We start from the raw sequence: 25,742 nt of genomic DNA on the forward strand, positions 1-25,742 counted from the left end.
AATAATAAGCGGGTGTAGTTTAATGGTAGAACTTCAGCCTTCCAAGCTGACTGTGAGAGTTCGATTCTCTTCACCCGCTCCATACAAGGCGCCATAGCCAAGTGGTAAGGCATGGGACTGCAACTCCCTGATCATCGGTTCAAATCCGATTGGCGCCTCCAAATAATTTAATGAATGATGTGCCTGGGTGGCGGAACTGGTAGACGCACAGGACTTAAAATCCTGCGGGTGGTGACACCCGTGCCGGTTCGATTCCGGCCCTAGGCACCAATTTTGTTATAATGAGTAGTAATACTCTTTTTTTATTTCTAGTATCCAAAGGATACTTTTTTTATTAGATTAATGTGATAACGATTACATATGGTTGTGTTTTCTAATACTTGATATAATATTCCTGCAGATTAGGGAAGATAGTGTAATATTTTATACTTTACTTGGAAACTCTGTTATAATTCTTAGTTGATGGACTAGATTATAATAAAAATTCTAGTAGGTATATTTTGTTGTACGAGGATTTTGAGATTATAGGATGGGTGTGTGTGATATGAAAAGGTTAAAGTTGATGTTAGAGACGACGTATTCAATTGATGCAGTATTTGCTCTAAGAAAAACACCGATTTTAATTAGTTTGTTATTTTTAATTATTTTATCTTTTATGCAGATGACGCCATTTGCATTTATTTTAATTGGTGATGCGCCGTATCGTTGGGACCAAAAGATTTGGCAGTTAACAGAAACGGATCAAGATCGTTTTGTGGATTCTCTTCCAGTGGGATGTGGTGTGCAAAGCGGTACGTTGACATGTTCTGAATTTGCTGAGATTAATTTGAGTAATGGGGTTAAGGTGTTATTTAACGGAGATGTAAATGAAGTAAATAATGGTGTTGTTTTCAATCAGGATCATCTAGTTTTTGTTGAACAAGATAGACAATATGAAGTTGGTTATTCTTATTTTGAAGGAGTAAATTTTGATGATGCGAGTTATGAGGATATTTTTGGTCGTGTAGCTTCTTCAATTAAGCCAATGTTTGTTGTGCCATTTGTGTTAGGGGCTTATCAGACAGGTGTGTTATCAACGTTTGTCTTTACGTTCGTAGTGGCTGCTTTATCGATGTTATTGAAGTTTGGGCATACGAGTTTCTTATCATATAAGGAAGTTTTAAATATTGTGATTTATTCATCAACATTCCCATGTGTGATGGCTTTAGTTGTAGGAATGTTCAATGTAGGTTTGACAATGCTCATTTATAATATTGGTGCACCACTTGTAGCTTACTTTGTCTATAGACGTCGAGTCATTCCATATTTAGTCGGAAATCAAGAACAAGGCAACTAGCCTTGTTTTTTTTATGAAAAAAACGCATATGTGTAACCACTTACACACTTTATTTTACTATAATTGCCATGTATTATATATGTATAGCACTTTGAAAGCGATTTAATTATTGTGAGGGGAAGAGTTTTCATAAGGTGCGACTTATAAATCAAGAAATAGGCAGGTGGAGAAAATGAAAAAACCAAAATTGGCAGCAGTATTATCTACTATTGTATGGGGGGCAGGTCAAGCCTATAATAAGCAATGGTTAAAAGGTGCGTTCTTCTTTGTATTCCAAGTGTTACTCATTGGAATTGAATTGGTATCAGGAAATTATTTTTCAGGTACATTTTCATTTCGTGAGGCTGGATTCTTTGTAAAAGGAATTTGGGGGGCAATCACGTTAGGAACTCAATCTTCGATGTTAACCGAGAATGGGTTAACACCAGGCGATCATTCAATTATTCTTTTAATTGAAGGGATTATTGCTATTTTGATTTTATGTGTATTCGGTATTATTTGGTATATCAATATTAAAGATGCGTATAAAACGGCTAATCAATTTAATGAAACAGGTGAAGTACTTGGTAGTCGAGAATGGTTTGCGCATACATGGGAACATGCGTTTGAGTATATTGTTATTATTCCATCAAGTTTAATGTTAATTTTGTTCTCATTTATGCCAATTATTTTCGCCTTCTTAGTTGGGTTTACAAATTATAACAAGTCACATTTACCGCCATCAAATTTAGTGAATTGGGTTGGATTGGATAACTTCTTATATTTATTTTCAATGGGTGGAGAAGTTGGTTCATCTAATCAATGGTTTACAACATTCTGGAATGTATTCTTGTGGACAGTTATTTTTGCGATTATTTCAACAGCTGCTCCTTTCTTCTTAGGATTGTTCCAAGCGGTTATTTTAAATAATAAACGTGTCATTTGTAAAAAGGCATGGCGTAGTATTTTAATTTTACCTTGGGCTTTACCAGCAATGATTTCACAGTTAAACTTCCAACAGTTATTTAATGGTCAGTTCGGACCACTTAATAAGTATTTACTTCAAGCAGGTATTATTGATTCACCAATTTATTGGTTAACTGATTCAACAAACCCTTGGATTCCACGCTTAACGATTTTAGGAATTGGATTATGGCTTGGATTCCCATATTTTATGGCCTTAATGTCAGGGATTATGACTTCAATTTCTAAAGATATTTATGAAGCTGCAGAGGTAGATGGAGCAACTGAAGGTCAACAGTTCTGGAAGATTACATTACCATTAGTTTTATCAGCAACTGCACCATTACTTGTTATGTCATTTGCAAGTAACTTTAATAACTTTGGTTTAATTTACTTCTTAACAGAGGGAGGACCAGTTAATCCAAACTTTATTTATGCTGGACATACAGATATTTTAATTTCATGGATTTATAAGTTAACGATGAATGATAAGATGTACAATATGGCATCAGTTCTTTCAATTCTGATTTTCTTAATTCTTGGTTCAATCTCTGCCATCAACTTTACGAGAACGGCAGCATTTAAGGAGGAGTAATTTATGGAAGCGGCTAAATCGTTAAAAGTAAATAGCGTGAAGAATAAGTCGAAAACCTCTTCTACAAAAAATACGATAAGTAAAGTAAAAGAGATTACATATACGATTTTGATTTATGCTGAGTTAATCTTTATGTGTTTTATTGTATTGTTCCCTGTAGTATGGATTGTTGGATCATCATTTAATGAAGGAACTTCTTTAGCAGGGGCAACACCAATTCCTGCTAATCCAACAATTGCTCACTATGTGGAGTTATTTGAAAAAACAAACTTTGCTAAGTGGTATTTGAATACGTTAAAAATTGCTGTTATTAATATGCTTTTCTCTGTATTTTTATCGACAACGATGGGGTATATCTTTGCTCGTTTCCGTTTCAAAGGGAAAAAGCCAGCATTAATTAGTATTTTAGTGCTTCAAATGTTCCCAAGTTTCATGGGGATGACGGCATTATATATCTTGTTCTTAACGTTCAATTTATTAGATAATCACTGGGCTTTAATTTTGTGCTACTCTGCTGGACAAATTCCGTATAATACGTGGTTGATTAAAGGGTATATGAATTCAATTCCTAAAGAATTAGATGAATCAGTGATGCTTGATGGAGCGACGAAGGGTCAAATCTTCTTCAAGATTATGTTCCCGTTAATCCAACCAATTGTGTCGTTCGTAGCTGTTACAACTTTCATGACGCCTTGGATGGACTTTATCTTCCCACGTTTAATTATCTCATCAAATCATAAGTTAACATTAGCTGTTGGTTTGTATGATATGATTAGTGGTAACAGTCAAAATAACTTTACGATGTTCGCAGCGGGTTGTGTACTTGTAGCGGTTCCTATTACATTAGTTTATATTAGCATGCAAAAATTCTTAATTGAAGGTATGACGGCAGGGGCAAATAAAGGATAAAATTTTGGACACCTTAGGGTGTCCTTTTTGTTTAGATAAAACAGTTTAGGCTATAATATAAGTGTTTTTGGTTGAGTTTTTGGTGATTTCTTAGTAGAGTAGAGGGTAGGTGATCATCATGAAGAAAGAAAAGCAAAAACAAGGAGTTATTGATAAACAGGATTTAACGATAATTGAGAATAGTGAAGCATATGAGTTAAAGGAAAAATTAATTGAATATAGTAAAGAAGTTGGAATTGATGTTATTGGATTTAGTGACGTCAAGCCATTTTTATTTTTAGAGACTGAGCTTAAGCGACGTGAAGAGTTAGGGTGGTCTTCAGGATTAACAAAAGGGTCGATTGAGGAACGTACGAATCCTTTATTATCAATGGAAAATGCGAAGTCATTTGTATCAATTGGTGTTTCCTATCCACGACAGACAGAATTGCCAAAGCAGGATAAGGAAGATCCTTTTGTTCAATTTTGTCGTTCATCATGGGGGATGGACTACCATGACATTGTAGGTAAGAAGTTACAATTACTTGAAGATTGGTTAAAGGAGCATATCTCTGGTATAGAAGTCATTGGCAGTGTTGATACAGGTGTATTTAATGATCGTGCAGTTGCACTACGAAGTGGAATTGGATTTAGTGGAAAGAATAGTTCTATTATCAATGAGACGTTTGGAAGTTATATTTATTTAGGTGAGTTATTGGTAAGTTATGAATTTCCACCGGATACACCGATTGAGCGTCTGTGTGGAACGTGCGATCGATGTGTTCGTGCTTGTCCTACGAAGGCTATTCAACCAGATGGGAGTCTGAATGAAAAACGTTGTTTATCGTATGTGACGCAATCGAAGGAATATTTAGCACCTGAGCTTTACGAGAAGATTAGTAAGAATGTTTATGGTTGTGATATTTGCCAGGAAGTGTGTCCATTCAATCGTGAAGTAGATTTTCATCTACATGCTGAGATGGAACCAACTGGTGCAGAGTTTCCAAAGATCAGTGAATTGTTAACGATGACGAATAAGGAGTTTAAATCAAAGTATGGTCATTTAGCAGGATCTTGGCGTGGAGTGTCTGTTCTTAAACGTAATGCCATGTTTAATGCTGGTTTTTATAAGTATAAAGCTGCTTTACCTGAGATAGCAAAGATACGTGATGGACAAGGTCCTGATTGGTTAAAAGAAGCGGCTAAACAAGCCTATGAGCGATTAGACAACAAATAAGATTGTTGCAAAAAATAAAGAATTTTGTGGTAAAATAAAAAGGCAATGGCAAATGTTTATTAACGAACAATAATCTAAGATGATTTTAAGCCATGCCAAGTAGAGTGATAATCATAGCACATAAAGTTTTGGTGTTAGTTTTAATTCATTGTTAAACAGTTGAGGTGACAATTATGGCAATTCATTTAGTTCAATATAATCCAGAGATTCCTCAAAATACGGGGAATATTATGCGTACTTGTGCAGCGACGGATATTAAATTACATTTAATTAAACCAATGGGATTCTCATTAGATGAGAAAAGTATTAAACGTTCAGGTGCGAATTATGTTAATGAAGTAGACTACACTGTCTATGAGAATTGGGAAGAATTTGTTGAGAAGAATAAAGGTGGAAAGTTCTGCTTCTGTACTCGTTATGGACAAAAGAATCATGCTGAAATGGATTTTTCAAATCCTGAAGAAGATTATTATATTGTTTTAGGAGCAGAAAGTAGCGGGATTCCAAAAGAGATTTTACGTCCTTATTTCGAGAACTGCTTCCGTGTTCCAATGACGAATAAAGTTCGCTCATTAAACGTATCGAATGTAGCAGCTATTTTAGCTTATGAAGCATTACGTCAACAAGAATTTTTAGATTTATGGACAGTCGAACCATTCAAAGGTGCAGACTGGGTCTTACGTGACGATGAATAATAAAAAAGTGTTGCGAAAGCAATGCTTTTTTATTTGCAACTATTAGTTGCGGAGATTCAAGCTAAAGATGGTGGTTCTTTTGATGAGAAAGATTTAGAATATTGGTGTTGAAAGGAGTGAACTTTAATGTTAATAGGTGAAAAGTTAAGAAGGTTAAGAATAGCAAGACAGTTATCTCAGGAACAATTAGCAGAGAAGTTGCAAGTTTCAAGACAAGCTATATCAAAGTGGGAATTAGGTGAATCAATGCCCGATACTGAAAATCTAATTTTACTAAGTAAGTTTTATGGTGTATCTATTGATTATTTATTGTTGAATGAATTAAATATTTCTAGTGAATTAGAGACAAAAAGAAGTCGTAGTTTTCCGATTTTTATATTTGGAATGGGTGGTCTTATCATTGGGTTAATTCTATCTATCGTTTTATGGTGTACTTATCAGAGTATTTTAATGGTTAGTATTGGATTAATTATTCAAATCATCTCAGTTACGGTGGTTTTAATAAAACAATCAGAATTATCATCTCAGTTACAGCGTTTGTTTTTGATGCTTTCAGTATGGATGATATTTCCGTTTATTTGTTTTTATATAGGGTCGTTAATGATGAATTTTTATCCAGTATCACGCTCAGCTATGTTAGATTTTATAGTAGAATTTATTTTCTATTTAGTTGTTTGTACGGGAATAACTGTTACATTGAAAAAGGTAAGGTAGGCCTAGAATTGCTGTTGAAAAGGTGTGATAAAAAAAACACTTTTTTATTTGCAACTGTTAGTTGCGGAGATTCAAGGTTAAATGGGTAGTGTTTTTTTTAGGAGTCCTTTAAAATGGAATTATGAGTTGAAGAGAGGATGATTTCATGTTATTAGGTGAGAAGTTAAAGAAGTTACGAAAGGCTAGAGGTTTATCTCAAGAACAGTTAGCGGATCAATTGAACGTTTCAAGGCAGGCGATTTCAAAGTGGGAATTAGGAGAATCAACCCCTGATACGGATAATTTAGTAGCTTTGAGTGATTATTATGGTGTGTCATTGGATTACTTATTACGTAATCAAGAAGTACCTGAAGTTTCTGAAAAAGTGATGGTGAGAGAAGTACAACCACTTATCAGTTCAGGCTGTTTGAAGAAGGGTGTAGTAGGAATCGTTATTTTTGTCGTGGTATGGTTTATATTAGTTCTCTTACTTTATAGTGTTATGTTTATCGATCCGATGCAATAATTTCCGAGGAAATTTGGTGAATACTAGATAGAAAAGACTTCATGATTTAGAGTCATTAAGGTTTAGAAAAAGCACTCCAGATGAGTGCTTTTTTAATTATAAATTAGAATGTTGGTAGGTTGGATAGGTTGTTGTCTTTATCTCCATCCACGATTCCACGGATGTAAGTTCCGCCACCTTTACCTTTGAAGGTTTGGGCATTGGAGATAAGTCCTTGTTCACAAAGTTCTTTAGCTGTTTCGTAGTCATATTCTTTTCCTGTGTTTGATTTAAAGGCGATAAGATCGCCGTCGCTGTTACGACGGACGGCAACAAATTGTTCTTTTTCCATATTAATAGCCTCCTCGTATAATAAGTTTAAGCCCTTCATTTAGGGCATGAATTGTTCTTTGAAAACTGAATGAGTTTTCTTTACCTAAATGATTCATTTAGTGATCTCTTTTTGTCTCAGATACCCTCGGACGTTCCATCATATAGGTAATGGAATTGGATCCATCAGGAATATACTTTTTCCTCCTGTAGTTCGACTACATTTGAAGACTGTGACCCAGACCCAAACTGTTCGACAGACGCACAAGCTGTATCGACTCTTTCTATGTTCCTCTTCTTAACAGGGTTGAGGGCAGCACTCATAGCTAAAGTCTTTAGAATACTTATACGCGAGGTTGTCGCCACGTTTGGGACCCTAGGGATGTCCAGCCGTATCCGAGTTTATTCCAAATTCATTCAAAAGAAAGGAGGTCCCTTCCATGAAATTATTTGTCGGTATTGATGTTAGCTCTGAAAAACTTGATGTTTGTTTTCTTGATAGTTCAGACACGACGTTAAAAGAAGTTACCCTTCCTAATAACATTAACGGTGCCTCTTCTATCAAAGAAGATGTTCTCCAGTTTCACCAATCATTTAACTATGAAAAAATCGTGATTGGAATGGAGTCTACTTCGATTTACAGTTTTCATCCTGCAACTTTTTTATCTGAAGATCTTGAACTAAAATCCTTAGGTCTCGTTGAAGTCGTTATCCAAAACCCTAAGTCCATTCATCGTTATAAAGGGCTTTTTGAAGAAGATAAAAACGATCGAATTGATGCCTTTCGTATTGCCGACTTCTTACGTATTGAACGATTTAATAAGACAGTTTTAAAAGAGGAACGCTATGTCGCTCTTCAACGTCTGATTCGTTCGAGATATCAAATGGTTCATCAACTCACCGAATGTAAACAGCACTTTCTTGAGAACCTTTACTACAAGTGTAATACCCTCTCTAAAGAGCTCGATACCTCTGTTTTTGGTGCGACCATGCTCGATCTTCTTTCTGATGCACTAACCCTCGATGAAATGGCCGAAATGGAGTTAGAAGATTTAGCTAACCTTCTACAAGAAAAAGGTCGAGGTCGTTTTAGTGATCCACAGAAATTAGCTAAAACCATTAAAAAAGCTATTCGTGATTCTTATCGATTGGGTAAAGTCGTTCAAGAATCAGTAGACATGGTTTTAGCGACTTATGCACGATTAATCCAAACGTTGAAAAAACAGATTAAAGATTTAGAAAAAAGCATTGTGGCGCTCTTTGAAATTGTAACAGAAGCCCAATGTTTAAAAAGTATTCCAGGTATCGGTATTGTTTATGCCGCCGGTATTGTCGCTGAAATTGGTCAAATTGAACGTTTTGAAAATGAAGCCCAATTAGCCAAATATTGCGGTCTCTACTGGAAAAAAAATCAGTCTGGAAACTTTGAATCGGAACGTACACCACTGACACGAACAGGCAACCAATATCTTCGGTATTATATGGTTGAAGCTGCCAACTCTATCAGACGACACGAAGATACTTACCGCTTGTATTACCAGAAAAAATACGATGAAGTTCCGAAATTTAAACACAAACGAGCCCTCGTCCTAACCGCTAGAAAATTAGTGCGTTTGGTGGATACGCTGTTACGTAACCACCAACTCTACACGCCGGAAAGGAGCGTATCACTCAAAAGCTAACTGATTGCTTTTGAATCCTTTCTGTCTGGCGCTAGGCTAAATTTTTAAAAAATTAGCCGAGGGTCTAGTTCAGTGCGCCCAACTTTTAAAAATCTTTATCTATTTTTTTCAATCATATACTTGACTTAATACCACAAGTCTTTATAGTAATAGTCTGTCCTTTTTTCTTTAAAAAATCGCATTTATTTAGGAAAGGTGTTATAATTAGTTAGCGATTTCATTTTTGAGGGGAAATCGTAAAGGAAGTTATGATGAAAGGTAAGGGGATAGCATGGTGAAATTAAAGAATGATCGGTTAGAAATCGATATTGCTAATCATGGAGCAGAAGTTAAGCGTGTTTATCATTTAGATTATGAACTGGATTATTTATGGAATTCGAATCCAGAGTTTTGGGCTAGGTCTTCACCGGTGTTGTTTCCTATTGTTGGTCGTCTTGCAGAAGATACGTATTTATTAAATGGAAAACGATATTCATTGATGCAACATGGATTTGCTCGAGATGAGTGGTTTGATGTATTGTGCCGAACGGATACAAAAGTGTGGTTTGAGTTAAGGTCAAATGCGAAGACATTGGAATGTTATCCCTTTGAATTTAGCTTAAAAATCGGGTATGAATTGTTGGATGAAACGTTAGTGGTTAAATGGGAAGTCACGAATTTAAGTGAGGAAGTCATGCCATTTTCAATCGGGGCTCATCCGGCACTTAGTACAAGGCTACAAGCGGATGATCAATTTGGTGATTATTATTTATATTTTGAGTCATCTAATGGGGTTGAGACGTATAGATTTGATTCAAAGACAAATCTGATTACGGATGAAAAGATTACAATTATGGATAAATTGAAATTTTTACCGTTAAATAAGGAATTATTTGAAGAGTTTCCGACCTTAGTTTTAGAAGGAGAATCTGCAATTGCTTTAAAATCGTATAATCATGATCGTGAAGTTGAAATACGTTTTAATGGTTTTCCTTATGTAGGTATTTGGTCACCGATTAATAAAGAAGGACATATTGCAGATTTTATTTGTTTAGAACCTTGGTATGGAATGGCAGATACAGTGAATGAGCCACAAGAGTTATCAAGTAAAAAAGGCATTCAATTATTACAACCAGGTGAAACGTTTGAGGCAATGTATGCAATGACATTTAAGTAAAATAGGTATATTGTCGGATAGATGATGCTTTTGTCACTATTTTTTACTGAGCTTATGTTATTTTTTGGTCATTGTTATGCTATAATAGCAACTAGATATTTATAGATATGGAGGGTATTGTATGTCATTTAAAACAGAATACCAAAATTGGTTAGGGCAAGAGAATTTAGAATTATACTTAAAAGAACAATTAGAAAAAATGACAGAGGCGGAAAAAGAAGATGCCTTTTATCGTAATTTAGAGTTCGGTACAGGGGGAATGCGCGGAGTTGTTGGTCCGGGAACAAACCGCATGAATGTGTATACAATTCGTAAGGCAAATGAAGGATTTGCACAATACTTATTAAAAAATGTTGAAAATGCAAAAGAACGTGGAATTGTAATTGCTTATGACTGCCGTCATTTCTCACCAGAGTTTGCGATGGAATCAGCTAAAGTGATGGCATCTCATGGGATTAAAGCGTATGTGTTTGAAACATTACGTCCAACGCCTGAGTTATCATTCGCTGTTCGTCATTTACAAGCAGCGGGAGGAATTGTGGTAACAGCTTCTCACAATCCACCTGAATATAATGGATATAAAATTTATGATGAGACAGGATGTCAATTAGTTCCTGCTGATGCGGATCAAGTGATTGCATTAGTGGATGCGATTGATGATGTTTTCGCAATCGATGTTAAGTCTGAAGAAGAATTAAAGGCAGCCGGATTAATTCAAATCATTGGAAAAGAGATTGATGATGTTTATACTGAGCGTGTCAAAGCATTAGAAATTAATCCGGATTGCAATAAAAAAGATTTAAAAATTGTGTTCTCACCTTTACATGGGACAGCAAACATTCCAGTTCGTCGTGTGTTAACAGAGTGTGGATATGAGCAATTACATGTGGTTGAAGAACAATGTGTCGCTGATCCAAACTTCTCAACGGTTAAATCTCCAAACCCAGAGGAAGCTTCTGCCTTTGAAATGTCAATTGCATTAGGTAAAGAAATCGATGCAGATATTTTAATCGCAACGGATCCAGATGCTGACCGTGTTGGTTTAGCGGTTAAAAATCCTGAGGGAGACTATGTGTTATTAACAGGAAACCAAACAGGTGCCATCTTAATTCACTATATTTTATCTCAAAAGAAAGCTCATGGAACATTACCTGCTAAAGGGAAAGTGTTCAATACGATTGTAACATCAGATATGGGAGCAGCCATTGCTCGTTCATATGGATTTGAAGTGGTTTCAACGTTAACAGGATTCAAGTTTATCGGTGAACAAGCTCGTTTAATTGAAGATACAGATTATGAATATGTATTCGGTTACGAAGAGTCTTATGGATATTTAATCGGAGACTTTGTCCGTGATAAAGACTCTGTTCAATCCGTTTTAATGTGTGCAGAAGCGGCAGCTTACTACAAAGAGCACGGAAAAACATTATATGATGTGTTAATGGAGTTATATGAAACTTACGGATGCTACCGTGAAGCTTTAGTGAATATTACGTTAAAAGGTAAAGAAGGGGCAGATAAAATTCAAGCGATTTTAGCTGATTTCCGTGAGTTTACTCCAATTACTGTTGCAGGTAAAGAAGTCGTAGCGGTTGAAGATTATAAAGAAAGTATTCACACGGACTTAACAAATGATTCAACAACTGCCATTGATTTACCAAAGTCAAATGTCTTAAAGTATACATTGGCTGATGGATCTTGGTTCGTCTTACGTCCATCAGGAACTGAACCAAAAGCAAAAGTTTATATCGGTGTTATTGCTGATGTGATCGATGCAGCGGATGCACAAGTGGCTAAAATTAAAGAAGATGTTTTAGCTCGCGTAAATGAGATTATTGCTTAATTAAATAAACACACATACACACCAGATAATTTAAAAGTTCCTATGATTAATAAATAATTGTAGGAACTTTTTTAAAAAAATATTACTAAAATAAATTAAAAATTTTACTAAAATATGTTATAATAAACTTGTGTTCGAGAGAGAGCACGGTGTAGGGGGTGTCACGCCATAATGAAAGATGTAAAAAAATTAGTGACATTTACTACGAACAATCACGTAGCAAAATCTATGGTTTCTCCAGCGTCAGGAAAAATTTTCTATAAAGAGGGGCAACTAGTGGTGAGAAAACATGGTTTTAAAAATGGTTGTATAGATGTCTGTGGATTTAAAACCCGTGATTATAAAGATTTAAATCGCGATTTTGGCTATGGGCGTCGCATGTATAGTTAAGAACTTTTTCTTGACTCACAATTTCCCATTTCATAACTTTTTAAAGGAGTAGAGATTGCTGCGAATCTCTGCTCTTTTTTTGTAGAATTTTTGCATTTTCTATACTTGATTGAAGATGGATGTTTAGCTAAAGGAGATAGTTGAGCTTAAATAGCATTTTTAATAGTTGAGACGATTTTCCCGATTATGCGAGAAGAGGGAATCGATGAGGGCTTGACTGAAGAAATTATAACGAATAAATGGGGATATACTTAAAAAAGAGAGGAGGAGAAGGGAGAGAAGAAAGTTTAGAGAAATCATCGATTTTCATGTCACAATCATGTGAGAGTTTGCATATAATGAAGGGACTACATGCGAGGGGAGGGCTGTGATGAATGTGACAGTTGACCATCGTAATGTCGAGAAAATGTCAGATTTGGTGAAAGTATTAACAGATGAGGTGGCGGCATTTTGTTTAAAGTGGAAGCAAGGGTTGGATCAATTGTTATGCAGTGATGTGGTATTAATTGTTAATCGGAAGCGATATGGATATGAGCTAAAGTATCACTATTCAAGCGGACCATGGAATTGGTTGTTTCAGTTAGAATTGTATTATCCGAATACGACGGACTTTGTTCGTCAGATTGCATATATGAAGATTAATAAATTTATGACATTGCCGATGGGTTGTGGGTTTGGTAAGAAGGTATTTGAGCATTTGCTTGATTGTTCTAAGTTGTTGCCAGAACTTGATATGATTCGTTTACGATCAGTTCGGCGAGCGATTAGGTTTTGGGAGCGAATGAAATTTGTGAATACAAAAAAAGTGGATGGGATTGTGAATGAGATGTGTATGAAAATCCCGCCCACTTTAACAGGATATGAATATGTTTATACCATCCGTCCTTGTGACTGTGAGAGATGTAAACAAGAGAAAAAAGCAGAGCTAAGTTTATAAGCTCTGCTTTTTTGGATGAGTTAAGAGGTCATATAGAGATGAAGTATAGTGTTTTATTACTCTTAAAGTGCCAATCAGTATGAAAAGGATTGGTTTTTAGTATAATTTAAAAGTAGAATGATTAAAAAGGAGACTTTGTAATGGAGTATAAAAGAAGTACTATTATCGATAATAAAATGAAGTATGGTTCATATTACGATCAGCATTTTAAGTCTGCGCTAATTCATCAAATTAAGTTAGTTTTATTAGGGGTTGTAACGCTAGGATTTGCTTATCCGTGGATTTTGTGTAAGGAACAAGAGGCGAAGTGTGAACATACGGTGATTTGTGGTCAACGATTAAAATTTATTGGGGACCCTAAAGAGTTGATTGGACATTGGATTGTTTGGTGGTTAGTTATCGTTATTACCTTTGGAATATATGGTTTAGTCGTTAAAATTAAATTTCAACAATGGGTGGCTGCGAATACCGTTTTTGAGAATATAGAATTAAAGTAGTAAGAGAATCTTATCAAAAGTCAATGAATGGAGAATTTACGATTTTATTTTTGTTATGTCTCCTAATAGAGATTAGTTTAATTTGTTTATTTAAGTATAATTGATGTAAACCAAAAACTGCAAAGCACTATAATGTTTTGCGGTTTTTAGCATCTGAAAGAAAATTTGATTCATATTATTCGATAGGTAATTCTTTGGAGAAGTTGAAGTTTTTTTAACTCCTAGTTTGCAGTTATTCAATAGTTTAATGCAATTTATATTTTATCGTGAATGATTTATGAATAAGTTTTTTCTGTAATTTTTATTTTATGTTAAGTTATTTTTTGTTGTATACTTGTAGGTATGAACTTAGGCTTAGGAGTGGTTTGATGTATAGTAATCAGTGGCTAAATTTATGTCGTTTTTATTTTGCTGAATATAAGAAAAAAGGATCAGATATTATTCATCCAGAGTCAGACGTTTACTTTATTGTAGATGCACCAACTGATGTAGAGCTAGAGGTAGGTCATGCCGCTGCGACGATTTTTGATGCAGGAAGTAAGAAATCATTAGGTGAATTGGCTAAGACGAATACACGTTTCTCTGTTTTAAATGTCTGCTCAGTTCCTTTACAAGAAACGACGAATTTAGATGGGAAATATAAAGTATTATTTGATTTGTTGACTCCTATGGTTAAAGAAGGATACGCTCAATTTGGAGAACATGAAAATGAAGATGTAAATAAGTTTGAGAAGGCAGTTTTATATGATTTTAAAAATCGTTTAATGAAAACGGGATGCTTCAATAAACCATGTAAAGTTGTTGTTTATGGGGAGTTTGCAAAAACTTATTTTGAAAAAATTGATGATGTAAACATGGAATGTGACGTTTTATATGTGACGAGCGATTCATGTGACTTAAAAGAGTTGAATATTGAGTAAAAAGGTGAGAGTTTATGGCGGTTAATGTAAAAAGTTGTTATTTATATTTATTAGATAATGTGCATCAAATGTTTATGCCAACGGAACGTCCATTAGATGAGACAGTAGATGGTGCTTACCATTTTCTAGAAAAGAATATCGAAAAATGTATGAAGAATGCAGCGGGACGACCGGCAGTGTTTAAAGAAGATAGTGAGGCAAGAAAATTATTTTTAGAGTATCGTAATCGCACGATTCCCTTTATTGATTTTGCCAATGCGATTGCCACGAAACGTTATGATTGGAAAGATCGCTACGAAATTTTCACAGCAAGTGACTTATTCTTATGTGAAATTGAAGTTTCAGAAGTTGAATATGTTATTGGTCTTGAGCTAACGTGCAAGGAAGGAATGGTTCACCACGTTAATCAAAGCGAGACAGGAATTCAAAATAACTTGATTGTTCATCAATCTATTATCCCTGCAGCAAGTTTAAAAAGTGCGAATTTCTTCATGATTGATTTAGACAAAATGACATTAACGATTTTAGAGAATATGACATCAACAGAGGATGATGATACACATCTTTACGCTGATAAAATTCTAGAATGTAAGACAGAAATCTCCGTCAAAGAGGCTGTTAAGAAGGCACGCTATGTAGCGGAGGAAATTATTGAGCATCATGAGTTAGATAAATTAGAGATGGTGCCAGCCTTTGAACGCGTCATTAAAGAGACAATCAACGAAGGAAAAGATATTGATATGAAAGAAATTGCTGAAGAAGTGTTTTATCAGACACCGGAAGCAAAATTAGCGTATGTCGCGGAAATTGAAAATCAAGGAATTGAAAAACCAGTTCAAAATTCAAACTGGGTAAAGATGCCGCTAAAGAAAACGCAGAAAATTAAAACAGATACTGGAATTGAAATCACGATTCCACTTGATTATTACAATAATAAAGACTACATCGAAGTCATTAATATGCCAGACGGACGTCTAGCTATTCAGATTAAGAACATTGGTAATATTGAGAATAAGTAAATGAAGACTCTGTTAGATTATTTTAACAGAGTTTTTATTATGGGGCAGGATCATTAATTCTGATTGAACCGAGAACTGGTAATAACAGTTGATTTGTCGAAGTCTGAAGTTAGTGGGATTTAACTTGTGTGAATGGTTTATATTGGTTGATGCGACCTCTTGAGACGAGGAAGTATCCTAAAAGAAACTGATCGAAGTCATAGGATTTTAGTTATTAAAATCATCTGAACTTTAATTGAATATGTCAGACGAGACTCTATCAAAAGAGGATTGAGTTTATCAGGAAAAATTAATTATTTTTTTAATTGTTACAGATTTATGGGTTGAAAATGTATCATTTTATCGAATTTTGTATCATAATAGTAGTTGGGTTAAAGGAATGCGTACTAAGATGAGTGATTGTACATCTGAAGTGAATGAGCATTTAGAATGATTAGGTAAGTTTTAACGTAAAGAGAAAAGTATTTAATATAGAGGTGATTTGATGAAATTTTATCAGCTGAAAATAGAGTTACAAGGATTAAATGTTTGGCGACGTGTTGTTGTACCAGAGGATATTACCTTTTATGAGTTAAAGCAAGTCGTTGACGCGTCTTTTGGCTGGAGTAGTTATCATGAATATGAGCTTGCTATTAAGGAGAATCTTGTCTTCGTTGATCGTGCTGAAGAAAAAAATACTAGCTATTCATGCTTACCATATGAGTATAAAGAAAGTCGTACATCGAATGTTTTTGATTATGTGAAATCAAGACAGGTGATTCAATATTTATATGATTTTGGTGATGAGTGGTTACATAAGATAAAAGTTGAGAAAGTTTATAAAGATATTATTAATGAAGAGTTTTTCTGTCTTGAAGGTGAGGGAATCTGTCCACCAGAGGATTGTGGTGGAGTAGGTGGTTATTTATATGCATTAGAGGTATTATCAAATCCTGAAGATGATGAGTACGAACATATGATAGAGTGGTTGGGAATTGATGATGTGTCAGAGTTACAGGTAGATTTTGATAAAGATGAGGTTAATAAATACTTAAAAAGAATGAAACAATTAAGAGAATTAAGAAAAAGATAGGGATGTTAATTGATTAACTAAAGCATCGAATTAAGAGAGAATTTTTTGATGGAAGAGATGTTATTAATTAGGGACGCTAGGTAGCAGTGAAGGGGATTGAGAAATTAGGAGCTTGATATATAAGATCAGATAAATTTCATTCATAGAAAATTTTTATCTGGACGATAGGATGTCTTAGTATTAAAGCGAATGTTTAACTAAGGTTGCTATAAAATTATGAAATATATTTCTGTTTCTCTATAGAATAAAAAGCCTTTGGGAATATCGATAAATGATCCAGGAGAATCGCAGCGAAAATCGTTGGGATTCTCTTTTTTCTTGAAAATAGGCATAGAAATTAAATCATTGTTAGTATGACGGAGTATAAATATAGAAGGAAGTTTATAGAGAAGAGGTTATAAAATGGAGTTGATTATAGAAATTATTTCACGTGTTTTGCTTATTGGATATTTTTTAATTATGCTATTGTTAGCATGGCGTCAAGTTCAAGTTCGACTGCTATCTAATGCACACTATGTTATTTATTCAAATTATGTTCCAGAGAAAAATATGAGTCAGTATGAAAATAAAACCAAGTATTATAAAACAGTCATTAAAGGAATCATGCTTCAATTAGTGCCGATGTTGTGGACAGTAATTGTTATTCATCAGGGATGGTTTACTGTTATCAGTGGGCTAGCTTTTGTGTTTGTGTTACTGGAGACACTATTAGGTAATTACTCTTTTCCCGAAATGTCGAATTTTAGACTTAAAGATTGGTCTGTTTTGTATGTAAAGCGAGTAGCGGGAATTGTTGGTGATATCTATATTGTGATTGCTTTAGTTGCGTTGTGTTTTATTTATTAAAAGGATAGAGGGATTAGTTTGCAAAAACTAATCTTTTTTATTAAGAAGGATGTCGAAAATTGATACAGTAGATTTTTAATAAGAGGGAGCCATGGAATGTTACACTTGCGAGATTTGGAAAAATAACGCATCAAAATGATACACTAGGGATTGAAGAAAATGTATCATTTTGTGTATAATAGAGTTACAGGATACAGAGGTTGAATGTATCATTCAAGCGCGTAATTCACCAAAAAAATCATTCCTTTTTAGAAGATATAAAGAAGTATTTTTAGAAGTTCGTTTAATTAAGAGGAGATTTTAATCATGCAGGAGTTTTGTGGGAAATGTAAAAAAACGACTAAATATACAGTCGTTAAAAAAAAGCATAAAAAAATAGTGAAAGGCTATGAAGTCGAATATGAAAAGAAAGAAGCCATTTGTAACGAGTGCCAACATTTAATATTTATCGATGCAATCTATGAAGAGAATAACGAGAATACCAAGAAAGCTTATCAGGAGAGGGTTTCTAATGAAACGATAAGTATTATCAATTCGATTATGTCTAAGTATAATATCGGGAAAAGGCCCTTATCTTTATTATTAGATTGGGGAGAATTAACGATAACGAGATATTTAAAAGGGATGGTTCCTAAAAAAGACTATTTAGATTTGCTAAAAGCTATCAATGAAGATGCGAATAAATTCTATGAAATATTACAAAAAAATCAGACTAGAATAACAAAAGTTGCTTATGAGAAATGTAGAAGCAACCTTGATAAAATAGGGATAAATGATTTAAAGGTAGACTTAGATTTAGAGCAAACTAGTGATCTAGATTATCAAGCCTATAAAACACAGCAGGATAACTTAGATGATTCAAATGACCTAGACTATCATGATAACTTAGACTATCAAGATGAGTTAGAGCAAAGCAAGTATGTAAGACCTTTTGATAGTGGGGAGAAAAACGATAAGATTTTTAAAGTTGTCGATTATATTTTAGGTGTTAGTGACGATATCACACCGTTAGCATTACAAAAAATTCTTTACTATTCGCAAGCATTCTTTAAAGTTTTTTATGGGTATCATTTGTTTGAAAATGATTGTGAGGCTTGGGATCAAGGTCCTGTTTATCCAGAGATATATAGTAAATTTAAAGATTATAAATATATTGTATCTAAAAATGACGTATGCTCCTTAGATGAGGAAGAACAGTTTTTTATTGATTTGATTATGAGATATTTAGGATGTTATAGTGGAAAAGCACTTGAACGTATGACACATTGTGAAAAGCCATGGAGAGAGACAAGAAAAGGCTTATCCCCTAATCAAAAAGGTGGAAAAGTCATTGAGAAAGCTTTAATTGAAAGTTATTTTTCAGACGTGTATAAAAAGTATAATATGCTAAGTATCACAGACATTGTGGATTATTCTACAGCCTTATTTAATCGGGTGTTATAGAATTTAATATGCGCGTTGGAATGGAAAAGAAGTGGTCCAAGCAGTATTTTCATAATTATTAAGTGATCAGTCGCTTAATGTCAGTTAATTAAAATTCATTGAATTATTAGTTGATTACATTGAGGCAAATGGATTTATTGAAAATAACCAGGTTTTAACTGAAGATCCATTTAGAAGTGTCGGAAGTATCATTGACTTATTTGACATTCAACAGGTTCATAAACTAGTAGGACGCATAAATGAAAAAAATCGTAGCATCTTTTTGCTACGATTTTTTATTATGTTATTGAGATAGTATTTCAGTTCTTAACTTTTGTACGGTTTCCAGTGGTAGTTCAATTTTAGAAGCGATTGTTTCATCATCTAGGATATCCAGAAGAGCTTTAGCATTCTCTATTTTATTTTTTTCAATGCCTTGTTCTAATCCTTCTTGTAGTCCTTGTTCATGCCCCTCTTTAAATTTTTCTTTATCACGTTCGTAAAGTGTCATATATTCCACCTCCAAAGATTTATCTGATTTTAAATAACTTACTTTTTGGTTAATTTCTTTTACAAGTTGACTCTTAGCCTGATTTGCATAATCATCTGTTGAATTTTCAATATAGTTTAGAAATTCAATCATTTCTTCATTAACGTCATTAAGTTCCCCTTTTGTATTTAAGAAGACTTTTGTTGTTTCATCTCCAAGGGTTAGCGTGGAATCTTCATAGCACCTATTTTGGAATGTATAAATATGCCTTCCTTTGTTAAAAGGATCGAAGGTACAAATGAAAATAACGAAACTTTTACGAAGCTTTTCATAGTCTTCTCCTTTTTGAATCATATCTAAATCAATATTACCTTGATAGTATCTACTTCGTTTAGCTAAGTTTTTGTGACTACTCTTTTGCATTTCAACATTGTAAATTGTATTATGTTCATCATTGACATAAATATCTAGTCTTACAGATTTGCTATCGAGCACAAGATCAATTACTTTTTGTTGTTCTGGCATCTTTATTTCTTGGATTTTAATATTTAATATCTCCTCTAAAACTTTCTTGCAGATTACTTTATCACTCATGACTTTAGCAAATAAGAAGTCATCAGCTAAATTGAGATTTTGAATTAGTTTATTCACTTTTATCTCCTTTATTATAGCTTATAAAATAAATTTTTAAAACAGATGGATTTATTGTAAAACGAGGATAGTTTAGGGCCCGGTATATTCCTCGTAGTAATATACGAACAATAGAGCTTTGTTCTTTGTTTTAGTATTTATATTTTTTATTCACTAATTGATCGCTATAATAGCTGTGGATAAGGAGTGATCATTGTGATTGTTAAAGATGATTATTTATGGATAAAAGCAATTCAGGAAGAGTTAAAGGATACACCAAAGATTCCGTTATCCGAGTGTAGCTCATTGTTACAGGAGTTTGTAACTTGTTGTTTACAGAGTGAGAGTGGGATGTATTTCTTTGAAGTGGACGATTTTTATGAGCGAGTTGAAAGTAAAAAGTTGACGCGTGATATGTGGTCAGACTTTGAGTATGATATGGCTAAGTATGGAGAGTTGATTTTTGGAGCCATTGAGATTCATGCTGATTTTGATGAAGTGAATGATGCGATTGATTGTGTCGTGACTTGTTATCAATCTTTACCGTATTATTTTGAATAGAAGTTTGTATAATCACGGTGTTTTTTGCTGCAATGAAGGTACTTATATTTAGAGGGGATGTTGTGAAGGCTTATCAAATAAAAATTCAGTTAGAAGGTTTGGATGTTTGGCGTCGTGTCGTGATGCCAGCAGAAGTATCGTTTAATGCGTTGCATCGTGTGATTCAATATAGTATGGGTTGGTATAATTGTCATTTGTATCAGTTTGAGTTAGCGGAAGAGTTGGTATTGGTTGAAACAAGCGAAGAGGTGGAGGAGTATTCGTGGATGAATGAGATGCCAACATATGATGGTCGTCCGCGCCTGCGTAAAACGTACCGTTTAAGTAAAAATGCGAAAGTAGATAAGTACATTGAAGTAGGCCAATCGATTCCTTATGTATACGATATGGGGGATTATTGGGAGCATGTGATTACGTTTGAAAAAGAACTTGAAGATTATCCGAATGTTTATCCTGTTTGCTTAGACGGTGAAGGAGCTTGTCCGCCAGAGGATGGTGGTGGTGTTCCAGGTTATTTAGAATTGTTAGAGATTATTAAAGATTTAAGTCATCCTGAATACGAGAGTGTAATGGAATGGTTAGGAGTTGATGAGTTTAATCCAATCTTCGATCTGGAAGATACAAATTATTGGATGAAGGAAGATTTAAAGTTAAAACGTCCTAAGAAAGTCTAAGAGTGTGTATGAATAAAGAACGCTAGAGACATACTATTTATAATTCTTTTTTATTAAATTTAATTTAAGGTGAGGGAAATGAAGAAGTTATGCCTTTTCGTAATAGGATGTATCTTAGTTATTCTAGTTGGCTGTCATTCGAAGAAAGAAGAAACGGAACAGATAGAGCCATTTCCTATATTGAGTCATTTTCTTAATATGGTAGATGAAATTCAATCATATAACACTAATGAGCGCGAGCAATTTATAAAAGATGCATTATCAATAAAGGAGACAACAACATCTAATCCGTTATTTGAGAATTTAAAAAGTGAGATGGAAAGCGTTCGTTTCAGTGAGACAGGCCCATTTTTAGAGGATACGTCTAATCAACCCTTAAATACTCTGACTATACAGTATGAATTAGTGATACCATCTGAATTAGGAATGCAGTCACTGTCAATTGGTTATCGATTTAGTCCGAAAATCATGTCAGATAATTTTCAAGTCTCGTTAAAAACGCCTCATATCGAGGATAGTATTGAGTTATCCTTAATATTTAGGTTACCTAGTAGCCCTATTGAAAATGTTTTTGAAGAGCAACTTCCTACTTTTGTTACTCAAACACCCATTGAAATGACGAATTTAACAGACCATTTAAAGCAAGAATCCATGTCATTTGAAGAACATGAAGGAGAACAAGGTATCATCTATTCTATTCATGATGATGAAACAGTTTTAAATATTTCCTATGATTCACAGACTCAGTTAATTAATTTACTAACTTATTATGTGAGTGATTTTGAAAAAAGTGCTTATCTTATAGAGGAGCAAGCAACTCTATCTATAACAAATAGTCGTTTAAATCAGTATGTGTTTGAAAGTGATATTTATCAGAAATTAGTTGATTATTTTGAACAGAAATTGTTAATAGGAGTTAAATAGTAAGAAGGTACTCTCTCTAGTGGAGAATACCTTTTTTCATTTTCTTGGAAAGAGTTCATAGAAAGTGAATAATGATTTCAATGTTTCAATTAGAAAAAAGTACCAAAAATAATTTTTCTTCTTTAGTTGATTTTGTCGAATGTGCTATAATAAATGTATAAATTGGCATAAAAATAAGGATTTATGACTTTTACTTCGCATTCTTCTTTATTTGGTTTTGGTAATTTATTGATAAAAAAAGAGGGAGTCCCGTTGAGCTATTTATGAGGGAGGAATTATCGTGACACTTCAACTTTTTGAACATCTTTCACAACCTATTGTTTTGATAAATCCTGATGGAGGCATAAAATATTTAAATTCAGCAGCTAAACACTTATTGAATGTGACAGATTATTCAGAAGAACTTAATTTAGTAGAAGTTATTGAAAATATAAGTTTAATTAAAAGTAGAAAATATTTAATCGAGATATTAGAATCAGTTAATCAGACGAAGCAGAAAAAGGTTGTAGTTATTAAAGACAAGAAGCATCAAGAGCTTACTTTAAAATTTATTCCTGATGAATTAGGAATTATCGTCGAGATTACAACAAGATCATATAGTATAACATTAGAGCAAGAAATTTTTAATTTTGTTGTAGAAAATTCATCGGATATGATTTTTTTTAAGGGAGAAGGCTTAGCATATGAGTATGCTAATAAAACTTATTTACGTTTTTTAAACGTAGAAAAGTCAGATTTATTAGGGTTAACAGATGAGGAGTTGGTGAGTAAAGGAGTTTTATCACCAATTTTTCAATATCAATGTAGTAAGAGTGATGCAGAGGTCATTAAACAGGGCAATTATTCTAATGTCGAGTTTTTTACCAATCAGAATTATTATCAAATTTCTAAAAGGAAAATGAATAAAGGAATCCTTTGTGTCGCGAGAGATATAACAAATGAAATTAATGCTTATCAAGAAGTTGAAATTGATTCAGTGACTTCATTGTATAATCGAAAAGCATTAGCAAGAATATTAAAGTCGATTCCTAAAGATAAAGAATATCATGTGATTGGTATTATTTTAGAGAATTTTGGAGAATTATCCAAAGATCATGGTCTTTTACTTGGAAAGCGATGTCTTAAACAACTCGCCCAATTTGTCAGAGATTATTCAGATATTTTATTTTTCCACGTAGCAGGTATTGGGTTTATTGGTTTATTTGATAAGTTGCTTTCAAATCCAGAATTATTTCAGCAATCGTTTGCATCAGAAGTTGCAAAGTTAAATCTACCGTCAATTTTAAAGACAGAAATTGTCATAGAAAAAGTTAATCTTGAATCAGGTTTTTTGGCCGCTTTTATTGATGATTAATAAGAGGTAACATTTTAATAGAAAAAGTGACCTAGTTTTAAGTAATCAACAGTTTCAGTTTTGGGGTTGAAAAAACAAAAATACATTGTTTTTTACTATATAAAATACAGTGTCATTATCATCTAAAAAAATAGTATTTTAAGCGTAAAAAAACAAAACATTTTTTCAATAGGTATTTGCAATCCCTTCGTGTTTAAACGGCTTCATGATAAACGAGTCGTTTAAATGCTTTAAATCACCAATATTTATGTCAAATAGAGACAACAAAAAGAGAAGTAGTCTAAGTTAAGACTACTTCTCTTTTTTTACCCTTTTATCGCCAACAGTTCATGTCTCCCATAAAGAGAGTTTATATCCCTAACAAGATGAATTTAAAAAGCAACCAATAAGTTGCTTTAAAGAATGGATGTTTAATTATTTATCAAATAAAGACATAACCTCTTTTTGATTAGAAAGCGTAGCTTCCTCTGTTGAAAGACTAAACATGACAGCATTATTTGCCATCGTTGTATTATAGAGCACGCCTGTGGCATTACTTTTATAAAACAATTGATTAATCGTTTCAGAAGTAGAAGTGACATAAAAGCCTAACACATCACCTAAATCTGTATCTTCAAATGAATAGTATTTTACATCTGTACCTCTTTCTTGAAGGTTTGGTTCTAAGTTAATAGATTTCTGTATTTCAGTTAGGGTCACTGGTTTATCTCCTAACATTTTCTCGCTCATACTTAGATAATCATCAAACAGATTAGATGGTTCTTGATTGAGTTTAGCAGCAAATACTTTGAATAAATCCATATCAACGGTATTTAACACGAGAGACGATGCTGATGTATCTGCTCCGTTAGAAGAGATATGGCACGCCACTGATAATGAATTTGAGTCATGATGCTTTGTATATAAAATGTCTGTTATCCCCTCTTGGTCTTTCGGTTCTGAAACCATTAACTCTTCGTTATCAGTAGCAAATGTGTAGATTTTTTGATTACCATCTACCATTTCCTTAGGAGCATAATTTGATAACATTTCCGTTAACTCAACAACGCTTAATGGCTCGTCCACTGTGTTTTGTGCTACTTCAAAATACGCATCCTCTAAAGATTGAAGGTCCATTGCTCCTTGTTTCGAACACCCTAATGTAATGAAGCAAATGAAGACTCCCAGAAAAAAAGATGTTTTCTTCATTAACTATCCCCCCTTAATTATTGGCTTTGTTATATTATACCATAAAATGGATTAAATATCATTTATTAAAATTATGGCTTAATTAAGGCTTTGCTTCTCTCTTTAAAAGACTATTATAACCAATTATTTACAAATATAGGGTTATATAGTAAAATAGTAACTGTCAAAAATAAATGACAAAAACAAGACAGGGAGAGATTTCTTAACAAAGGGGAGCTCTCTGAAATCATCATTTTTATATTAAGAATTACAATCAGTTTTACAGCTTAATTTACAAAAGCTTTTACATTAAGTTTTACACACATGAAAATAGCGGTCATAAATTTATTACCACAATTTTTAGCTATGTAAAAACAGGTGTAAAAAATAACATTTTATTTGATTTAAAATGTCTAAAAACATTGATAATACAATAAAAGCAACCATTGTAAAAATGGCTGCTTTTTTCTTTGCAAAAATTAATGTAATTTGATTTTTTCAACCCCAAAACTGAAACTGTTGTTTAAGTAATTAGGTCACTTTTTTATATAAATCAAAATTATCTACTATGCGAGTGTAAAAGGTTTTGGTACCTCATGGACTATAGTCTGTCTTGTACTAGTTAGGGAAATTTATGATCCCAATCATAGATTGAGCCACGTAGCGTAGAGAACTTAGTATTAAAGATAATTACCAACTAAGTCTACTATAAAATTATGAAATATATTTCTGTTTCTATATAGTAAAAAAAGTAGATAAGAAAAAATATTCATGAAAACTCCCATAAACGTTAGCTTATATTGGGTTATTATGTATTAATATGTTAAAATAGAAAAGATTGTATTAATTTTGTATTACAAGATGTACTTTACCTTAAGCAAAGATAATCAACATATCTTTATTTAATGAAAGTTTAAGTGCAGAAAGGATATTAATT

General features: G+C 33.5%; 25 protein-coding genes and 3 tRNA genes. 25 read left to right on the plus strand and 3 right to left on the minus strand.

Translation table 11 applies throughout. The features are described from left to right. Positions 1–8 precede the first annotated feature (8 nt). From AT726_RS08760 to AT726_RS08805, 10 genes are all read left to right on the plus strand, one after another. A tRNA-Gly gene (locus tag AT726_RS08760) sits at positions 9–82 on the plus strand. A gap of 5 nt (positions 83–87) precedes the next feature. Next, positions 88–161: transfer RNA gene (locus AT726_RS08765), tRNA-Cys, on the plus strand. A 20-nt stretch (positions 162–181) separates the two neighbouring features. Next, positions 182–270: transfer RNA gene (locus AT726_RS08770), tRNA-Leu, on the plus strand. A 274-nt stretch (positions 271–544) separates the two neighbouring features. After that, positions 545–1,336 carry a DUF1189 family protein gene (locus AT726_RS08775; protein ID WP_068759400.1) on the plus strand — a complete coding sequence of 264 codons (792 nt, stop codon included), beginning with the start codon at positions 545–547 and terminating at the stop codon, positions 1,334–1,336. A 172-nt stretch (positions 1,337–1,508) separates the two neighbouring features. Further along, entirely contained in the window at positions 1,509–2,873 is a 1,365-nt protein-coding gene (locus AT726_RS08780) for a carbohydrate ABC transporter permease (protein WP_055305927.1), read from the plus strand. Positions 2,874–2,876: 3 nt separating this feature from the next. Further along, the gene (locus tag AT726_RS08785) at positions 2,877–3,782 is read left to right on the plus strand and encodes a sugar ABC transporter permease (RefSeq protein WP_068759401.1); all 906 of its coding nucleotides are present in this window, start codon (positions 2,877–2,879) and stop codon (positions 3,780–3,782) included. 118 nt (positions 3,783–3,900) lie between these two features. Then, complete coding sequence (gene queG, locus AT726_RS08790) at positions 3,901–4,998, plus strand: tRNA epoxyqueuosine(34) reductase QueG (RefSeq protein WP_082411261.1); 1,098 nt, start codon at positions 3,901–3,903, stop codon at positions 4,996–4,998. Between the two features lie 173 nt (positions 4,999–5,171). Then, complete coding sequence (locus AT726_RS08795) at positions 5,172–5,693, plus strand: tRNA (cytidine(34)-2'-O)-methyltransferase (protein ID WP_055277668.1); 522 nt, start codon at positions 5,172–5,174, stop codon at positions 5,691–5,693. A gap of 126 nt (positions 5,694–5,819) precedes the next feature. Then, complete coding sequence (locus AT726_RS08800) at positions 5,820–6,407, plus strand: helix-turn-helix domain-containing protein (protein WP_068759402.1); 588 nt, start codon at positions 5,820–5,822, stop codon at positions 6,405–6,407. A gap of 145 nt (positions 6,408–6,552) precedes the next feature. Next, positions 6,553–6,912 (plus strand): helix-turn-helix domain-containing protein, encoded by a 360-nt coding sequence (locus AT726_RS08805; RefSeq protein WP_068759403.1) that lies wholly within the window; start codon positions 6,553–6,555, stop codon positions 6,910–6,912. Between the two features lie 103 nt (positions 6,913–7,015). On the opposite strand, the gene AT726_RS08810 is transcribed toward AT726_RS08805, so the two are convergent. Continuing rightward, positions 7,016–7,243, minus strand: a complete 228-nt coding sequence (locus tag AT726_RS08810; RefSeq protein WP_055277674.1) for a DUF3892 domain-containing protein — start codon at positions 7,241–7,243, stop codon at positions 7,016–7,018. A gap of 418 nt (positions 7,244–7,661) precedes the next feature. Between AT726_RS08810 and AT726_RS08815 the strand changes: the two genes are divergently transcribed. From AT726_RS08815 to AT726_RS08865, 11 genes are all read left to right on the plus strand, one after another. Further along, positions 7,662–8,903: an IS110 family transposase gene (locus tag AT726_RS08815; RefSeq protein WP_068759404.1), complete on the plus strand. Its 1,242-nt coding sequence runs from the start codon at positions 7,662–7,664 to the stop codon at positions 8,901–8,903. A 271-nt stretch (positions 8,904–9,174) separates the two neighbouring features. Next, a complete protein-coding gene (locus AT726_RS08820; protein ID WP_068759405.1) occupies positions 9,175–10,059 on the plus strand; it encodes an aldose 1-epimerase family protein in 885 nt (294 codons plus the stop codon). A 121-nt stretch (positions 10,060–10,180) separates the two neighbouring features. Beyond that, entirely contained in the window at positions 10,181–11,902 is a 1,722-nt protein-coding gene (locus AT726_RS08825) for a phospho-sugar mutase (RefSeq protein ID WP_068759406.1), read from the plus strand. Positions 11,903–12,073: 171 nt separating this feature from the next. Continuing rightward, positions 12,074–12,292 carry a hypothetical protein gene (locus AT726_RS08830; protein WP_055277558.1) on the plus strand — a complete coding sequence of 73 codons (219 nt, stop codon included), beginning with the start codon at positions 12,074–12,076 and terminating at the stop codon, positions 12,290–12,292. A gap of 370 nt (positions 12,293–12,662) precedes the next feature. Then, positions 12,663–13,229 (plus strand): hypothetical protein, encoded by a 567-nt coding sequence (locus AT726_RS08835; protein ID WP_055277555.1) that lies wholly within the window; start codon positions 12,663–12,665, stop codon positions 13,227–13,229. A 140-nt stretch (positions 13,230–13,369) separates the two neighbouring features. Next, positions 13,370–13,726, plus strand: coding sequence for a DUF6693 family protein (locus AT726_RS08840; protein WP_055277554.1), 357 nt, complete (start codon positions 13,370–13,372; stop codon positions 13,724–13,726). 368 nt (positions 13,727–14,094) lie between these two features. After that, positions 14,095–14,646 carry a hypothetical protein gene (locus AT726_RS08845; RefSeq protein WP_068759407.1) on the plus strand — a complete coding sequence of 184 codons (552 nt, stop codon included), beginning with the start codon at positions 14,095–14,097 and terminating at the stop codon, positions 14,644–14,646. A gap of 14 nt (positions 14,647–14,660) precedes the next feature. Then, on the plus strand, positions 14,661–15,665 hold the full coding sequence (locus AT726_RS08850; RefSeq protein ID WP_055243683.1) for a nucleoid-associated protein: 1,005 nt from the start codon (positions 14,661–14,663) through the stop codon (positions 15,663–15,665). Between the two features lie 484 nt (positions 15,666–16,149). Further along, a complete protein-coding gene (locus AT726_RS08855; RefSeq protein WP_055243681.1) occupies positions 16,150–16,737 on the plus strand; it encodes a plasmid pRiA4b ORF-3 family protein in 588 nt (195 codons plus the stop codon). A 402-nt stretch (positions 16,738–17,139) separates the two neighbouring features. After that, complete coding sequence (locus AT726_RS08860) at positions 17,140–17,583, plus strand: hypothetical protein (protein WP_068759408.1); 444 nt, start codon at positions 17,140–17,142, stop codon at positions 17,581–17,583. A 306-nt stretch (positions 17,584–17,889) separates the two neighbouring features. Further along, complete coding sequence (locus tag AT726_RS08865) at positions 17,890–19,026, plus strand: Panacea domain-containing protein (protein ID WP_068759409.1); 1,137 nt, start codon at positions 17,890–17,892, stop codon at positions 19,024–19,026. Positions 19,027–19,309: 283 nt separating this feature from the next. Here AT726_RS08865 and AT726_RS08870 read toward each other — a convergent pair whose 3' ends face one another. Beyond that, the gene (locus tag AT726_RS08870) at positions 19,310–20,146 is read right to left on the minus strand and encodes an Rpn family recombination-promoting nuclease/putative transposase (RefSeq protein ID WP_055277545.1); all 837 of its coding nucleotides are present in this window, start codon (positions 20,144–20,146) and stop codon (positions 19,310–19,312) included. Positions 20,147–20,341: 195 nt separating this feature from the next. Between AT726_RS08870 and AT726_RS08875 the strand changes: the two genes are divergently transcribed. From AT726_RS08875 to AT726_RS08890, 4 genes are all read left to right on the plus strand, one after another. After that, positions 20,342–20,686 carry a hypothetical protein gene (locus AT726_RS08875; RefSeq protein ID WP_068759410.1) on the plus strand — a complete coding sequence of 115 codons (345 nt, stop codon included), beginning with the start codon at positions 20,342–20,344 and terminating at the stop codon, positions 20,684–20,686. A 62-nt stretch (positions 20,687–20,748) separates the two neighbouring features. Beyond that, on the plus strand, positions 20,749–21,360 hold the full coding sequence (locus tag AT726_RS08880) for a plasmid pRiA4b ORF-3 family protein (protein WP_068759411.1): 612 nt from the start codon (positions 20,749–20,751) through the stop codon (positions 21,358–21,360). Between the two features lie 78 nt (positions 21,361–21,438). After that, the gene (locus AT726_RS08885; protein ID WP_068759412.1) at positions 21,439–22,284 is read left to right on the plus strand and encodes a hypothetical protein; all 846 of its coding nucleotides are present in this window, start codon (positions 21,439–21,441) and stop codon (positions 22,282–22,284) included. Positions 22,285–22,564: 280 nt separating this feature from the next. Continuing rightward, the gene (locus AT726_RS08890) at positions 22,565–23,638 is read left to right on the plus strand and encodes a PAS domain-containing protein (protein WP_068759413.1); all 1,074 of its coding nucleotides are present in this window, start codon (positions 22,565–22,567) and stop codon (positions 23,636–23,638) included. Between the two features lie 414 nt (positions 23,639–24,052). Here the strand turns inward: AT726_RS08890 and AT726_RS08895 are convergent, their stop codons facing one another. After that, positions 24,053–24,826, minus strand: a complete 774-nt coding sequence (locus tag AT726_RS08895; protein ID WP_055274762.1) for a hypothetical protein — start codon at positions 24,824–24,826, stop codon at positions 24,053–24,055. Positions 24,827–25,742 lie beyond the last annotated feature (916 nt).

The sequence above is a fragment of the Turicibacter sp. H121 genome (assembly GCF_001543345.1).
GTDB classification, from domain to species: domain Bacteria; phylum Bacillota_I; class Bacilli_A; order MOL361; family Turicibacteraceae; genus Turicibacter; species Turicibacter bilis.

What these genes read in the sequence shown, in the direction of transcription:
- AT726_RS08775 (WP_068759400.1), top strand. Translation starts at nt 545, where the DNA reads ATGAAAAGGTTAAAGTTGATGTTAGAGACGACGTATTCAATTGATGCA.
- AT726_RS08780 (WP_055305927.1), top strand. Translation starts at nt 1,509, where the DNA reads ATGAAAAAACCAAAATTGGCAGCAGTATTATCTACTATTGTATGGGGG.
- AT726_RS08785 (WP_068759401.1), top strand. Translation starts at nt 2,877, where the DNA reads ATGGAAGCGGCTAAATCGTTAAAAGTAAATAGCGTGAAGAATAAGTCG.
- queG (WP_082411261.1), top strand. Translation starts at nt 3,901, where the DNA reads ATGAAGAAAGAAAAGCAAAAACAAGGAGTTATTGATAAACAGGATTTA.
- AT726_RS08795 (WP_055277668.1), top strand. Translation starts at nt 5,172, where the DNA reads ATGGCAATTCATTTAGTTCAATATAATCCAGAGATTCCTCAAAATACG.
- AT726_RS08800 (WP_068759402.1), top strand. Translation starts at nt 5,820, where the DNA reads ATGTTAATAGGTGAAAAGTTAAGAAGGTTAAGAATAGCAAGACAGTTA.
- AT726_RS08805 (WP_068759403.1), top strand. Translation starts at nt 6,553, where the DNA reads ATGTTATTAGGTGAGAAGTTAAAGAAGTTACGAAAGGCTAGAGGTTTA.
- AT726_RS08810 (WP_055277674.1), bottom strand. Translation starts at nt 7,243, where the DNA reads ATGGAAAAAGAACAATTTGTTGCCGTCCGTCGTAACAGCGACGGCGAT.
- AT726_RS08815 (WP_068759404.1), top strand. Translation starts at nt 7,662, where the DNA reads ATGAAATTATTTGTCGGTATTGATGTTAGCTCTGAAAAACTTGATGTT.
- AT726_RS08820 (WP_068759405.1), top strand. Translation starts at nt 9,175, where the DNA reads ATGGTGAAATTAAAGAATGATCGGTTAGAAATCGATATTGCTAATCAT.
- AT726_RS08825 (WP_068759406.1), top strand. Translation starts at nt 10,181, where the DNA reads ATGTCATTTAAAACAGAATACCAAAATTGGTTAGGGCAAGAGAATTTA.
- AT726_RS08830 (WP_055277558.1), top strand. Translation starts at nt 12,074, where the DNA reads ATGAAAGATGTAAAAAAATTAGTGACATTTACTACGAACAATCACGTA.
- AT726_RS08835 (WP_055277555.1), top strand. Translation starts at nt 12,663, where the DNA reads ATGAATGTGACAGTTGACCATCGTAATGTCGAGAAAATGTCAGATTTG.
- AT726_RS08840 (WP_055277554.1), top strand. Translation starts at nt 13,370, where the DNA reads ATGGAGTATAAAAGAAGTACTATTATCGATAATAAAATGAAGTATGGT.
- AT726_RS08845 (WP_068759407.1), top strand. Translation starts at nt 14,095, where the DNA reads ATGTATAGTAATCAGTGGCTAAATTTATGTCGTTTTTATTTTGCTGAA.
- AT726_RS08850 (WP_055243683.1), top strand. Translation starts at nt 14,661, where the DNA reads ATGGCGGTTAATGTAAAAAGTTGTTATTTATATTTATTAGATAATGTG.
- AT726_RS08855 (WP_055243681.1), top strand. Translation starts at nt 16,150, where the DNA reads ATGAAATTTTATCAGCTGAAAATAGAGTTACAAGGATTAAATGTTTGG.
- AT726_RS08860 (WP_068759408.1), top strand. Translation starts at nt 17,140, where the DNA reads ATGGAGTTGATTATAGAAATTATTTCACGTGTTTTGCTTATTGGATAT.
- AT726_RS08865 (WP_068759409.1), top strand. Translation starts at nt 17,890, where the DNA reads ATGCAGGAGTTTTGTGGGAAATGTAAAAAAACGACTAAATATACAGTC.
- AT726_RS08885 (WP_068759412.1), top strand. Translation starts at nt 21,439, where the DNA reads ATGAAGAAGTTATGCCTTTTCGTAATAGGATGTATCTTAGTTATTCTA.
- AT726_RS08895 (WP_055274762.1), bottom strand. Translation starts at nt 24,826, where the DNA reads ATGAAGAAAACATCTTTTTTTCTGGGAGTCTTCATTTGCTTCATTACA.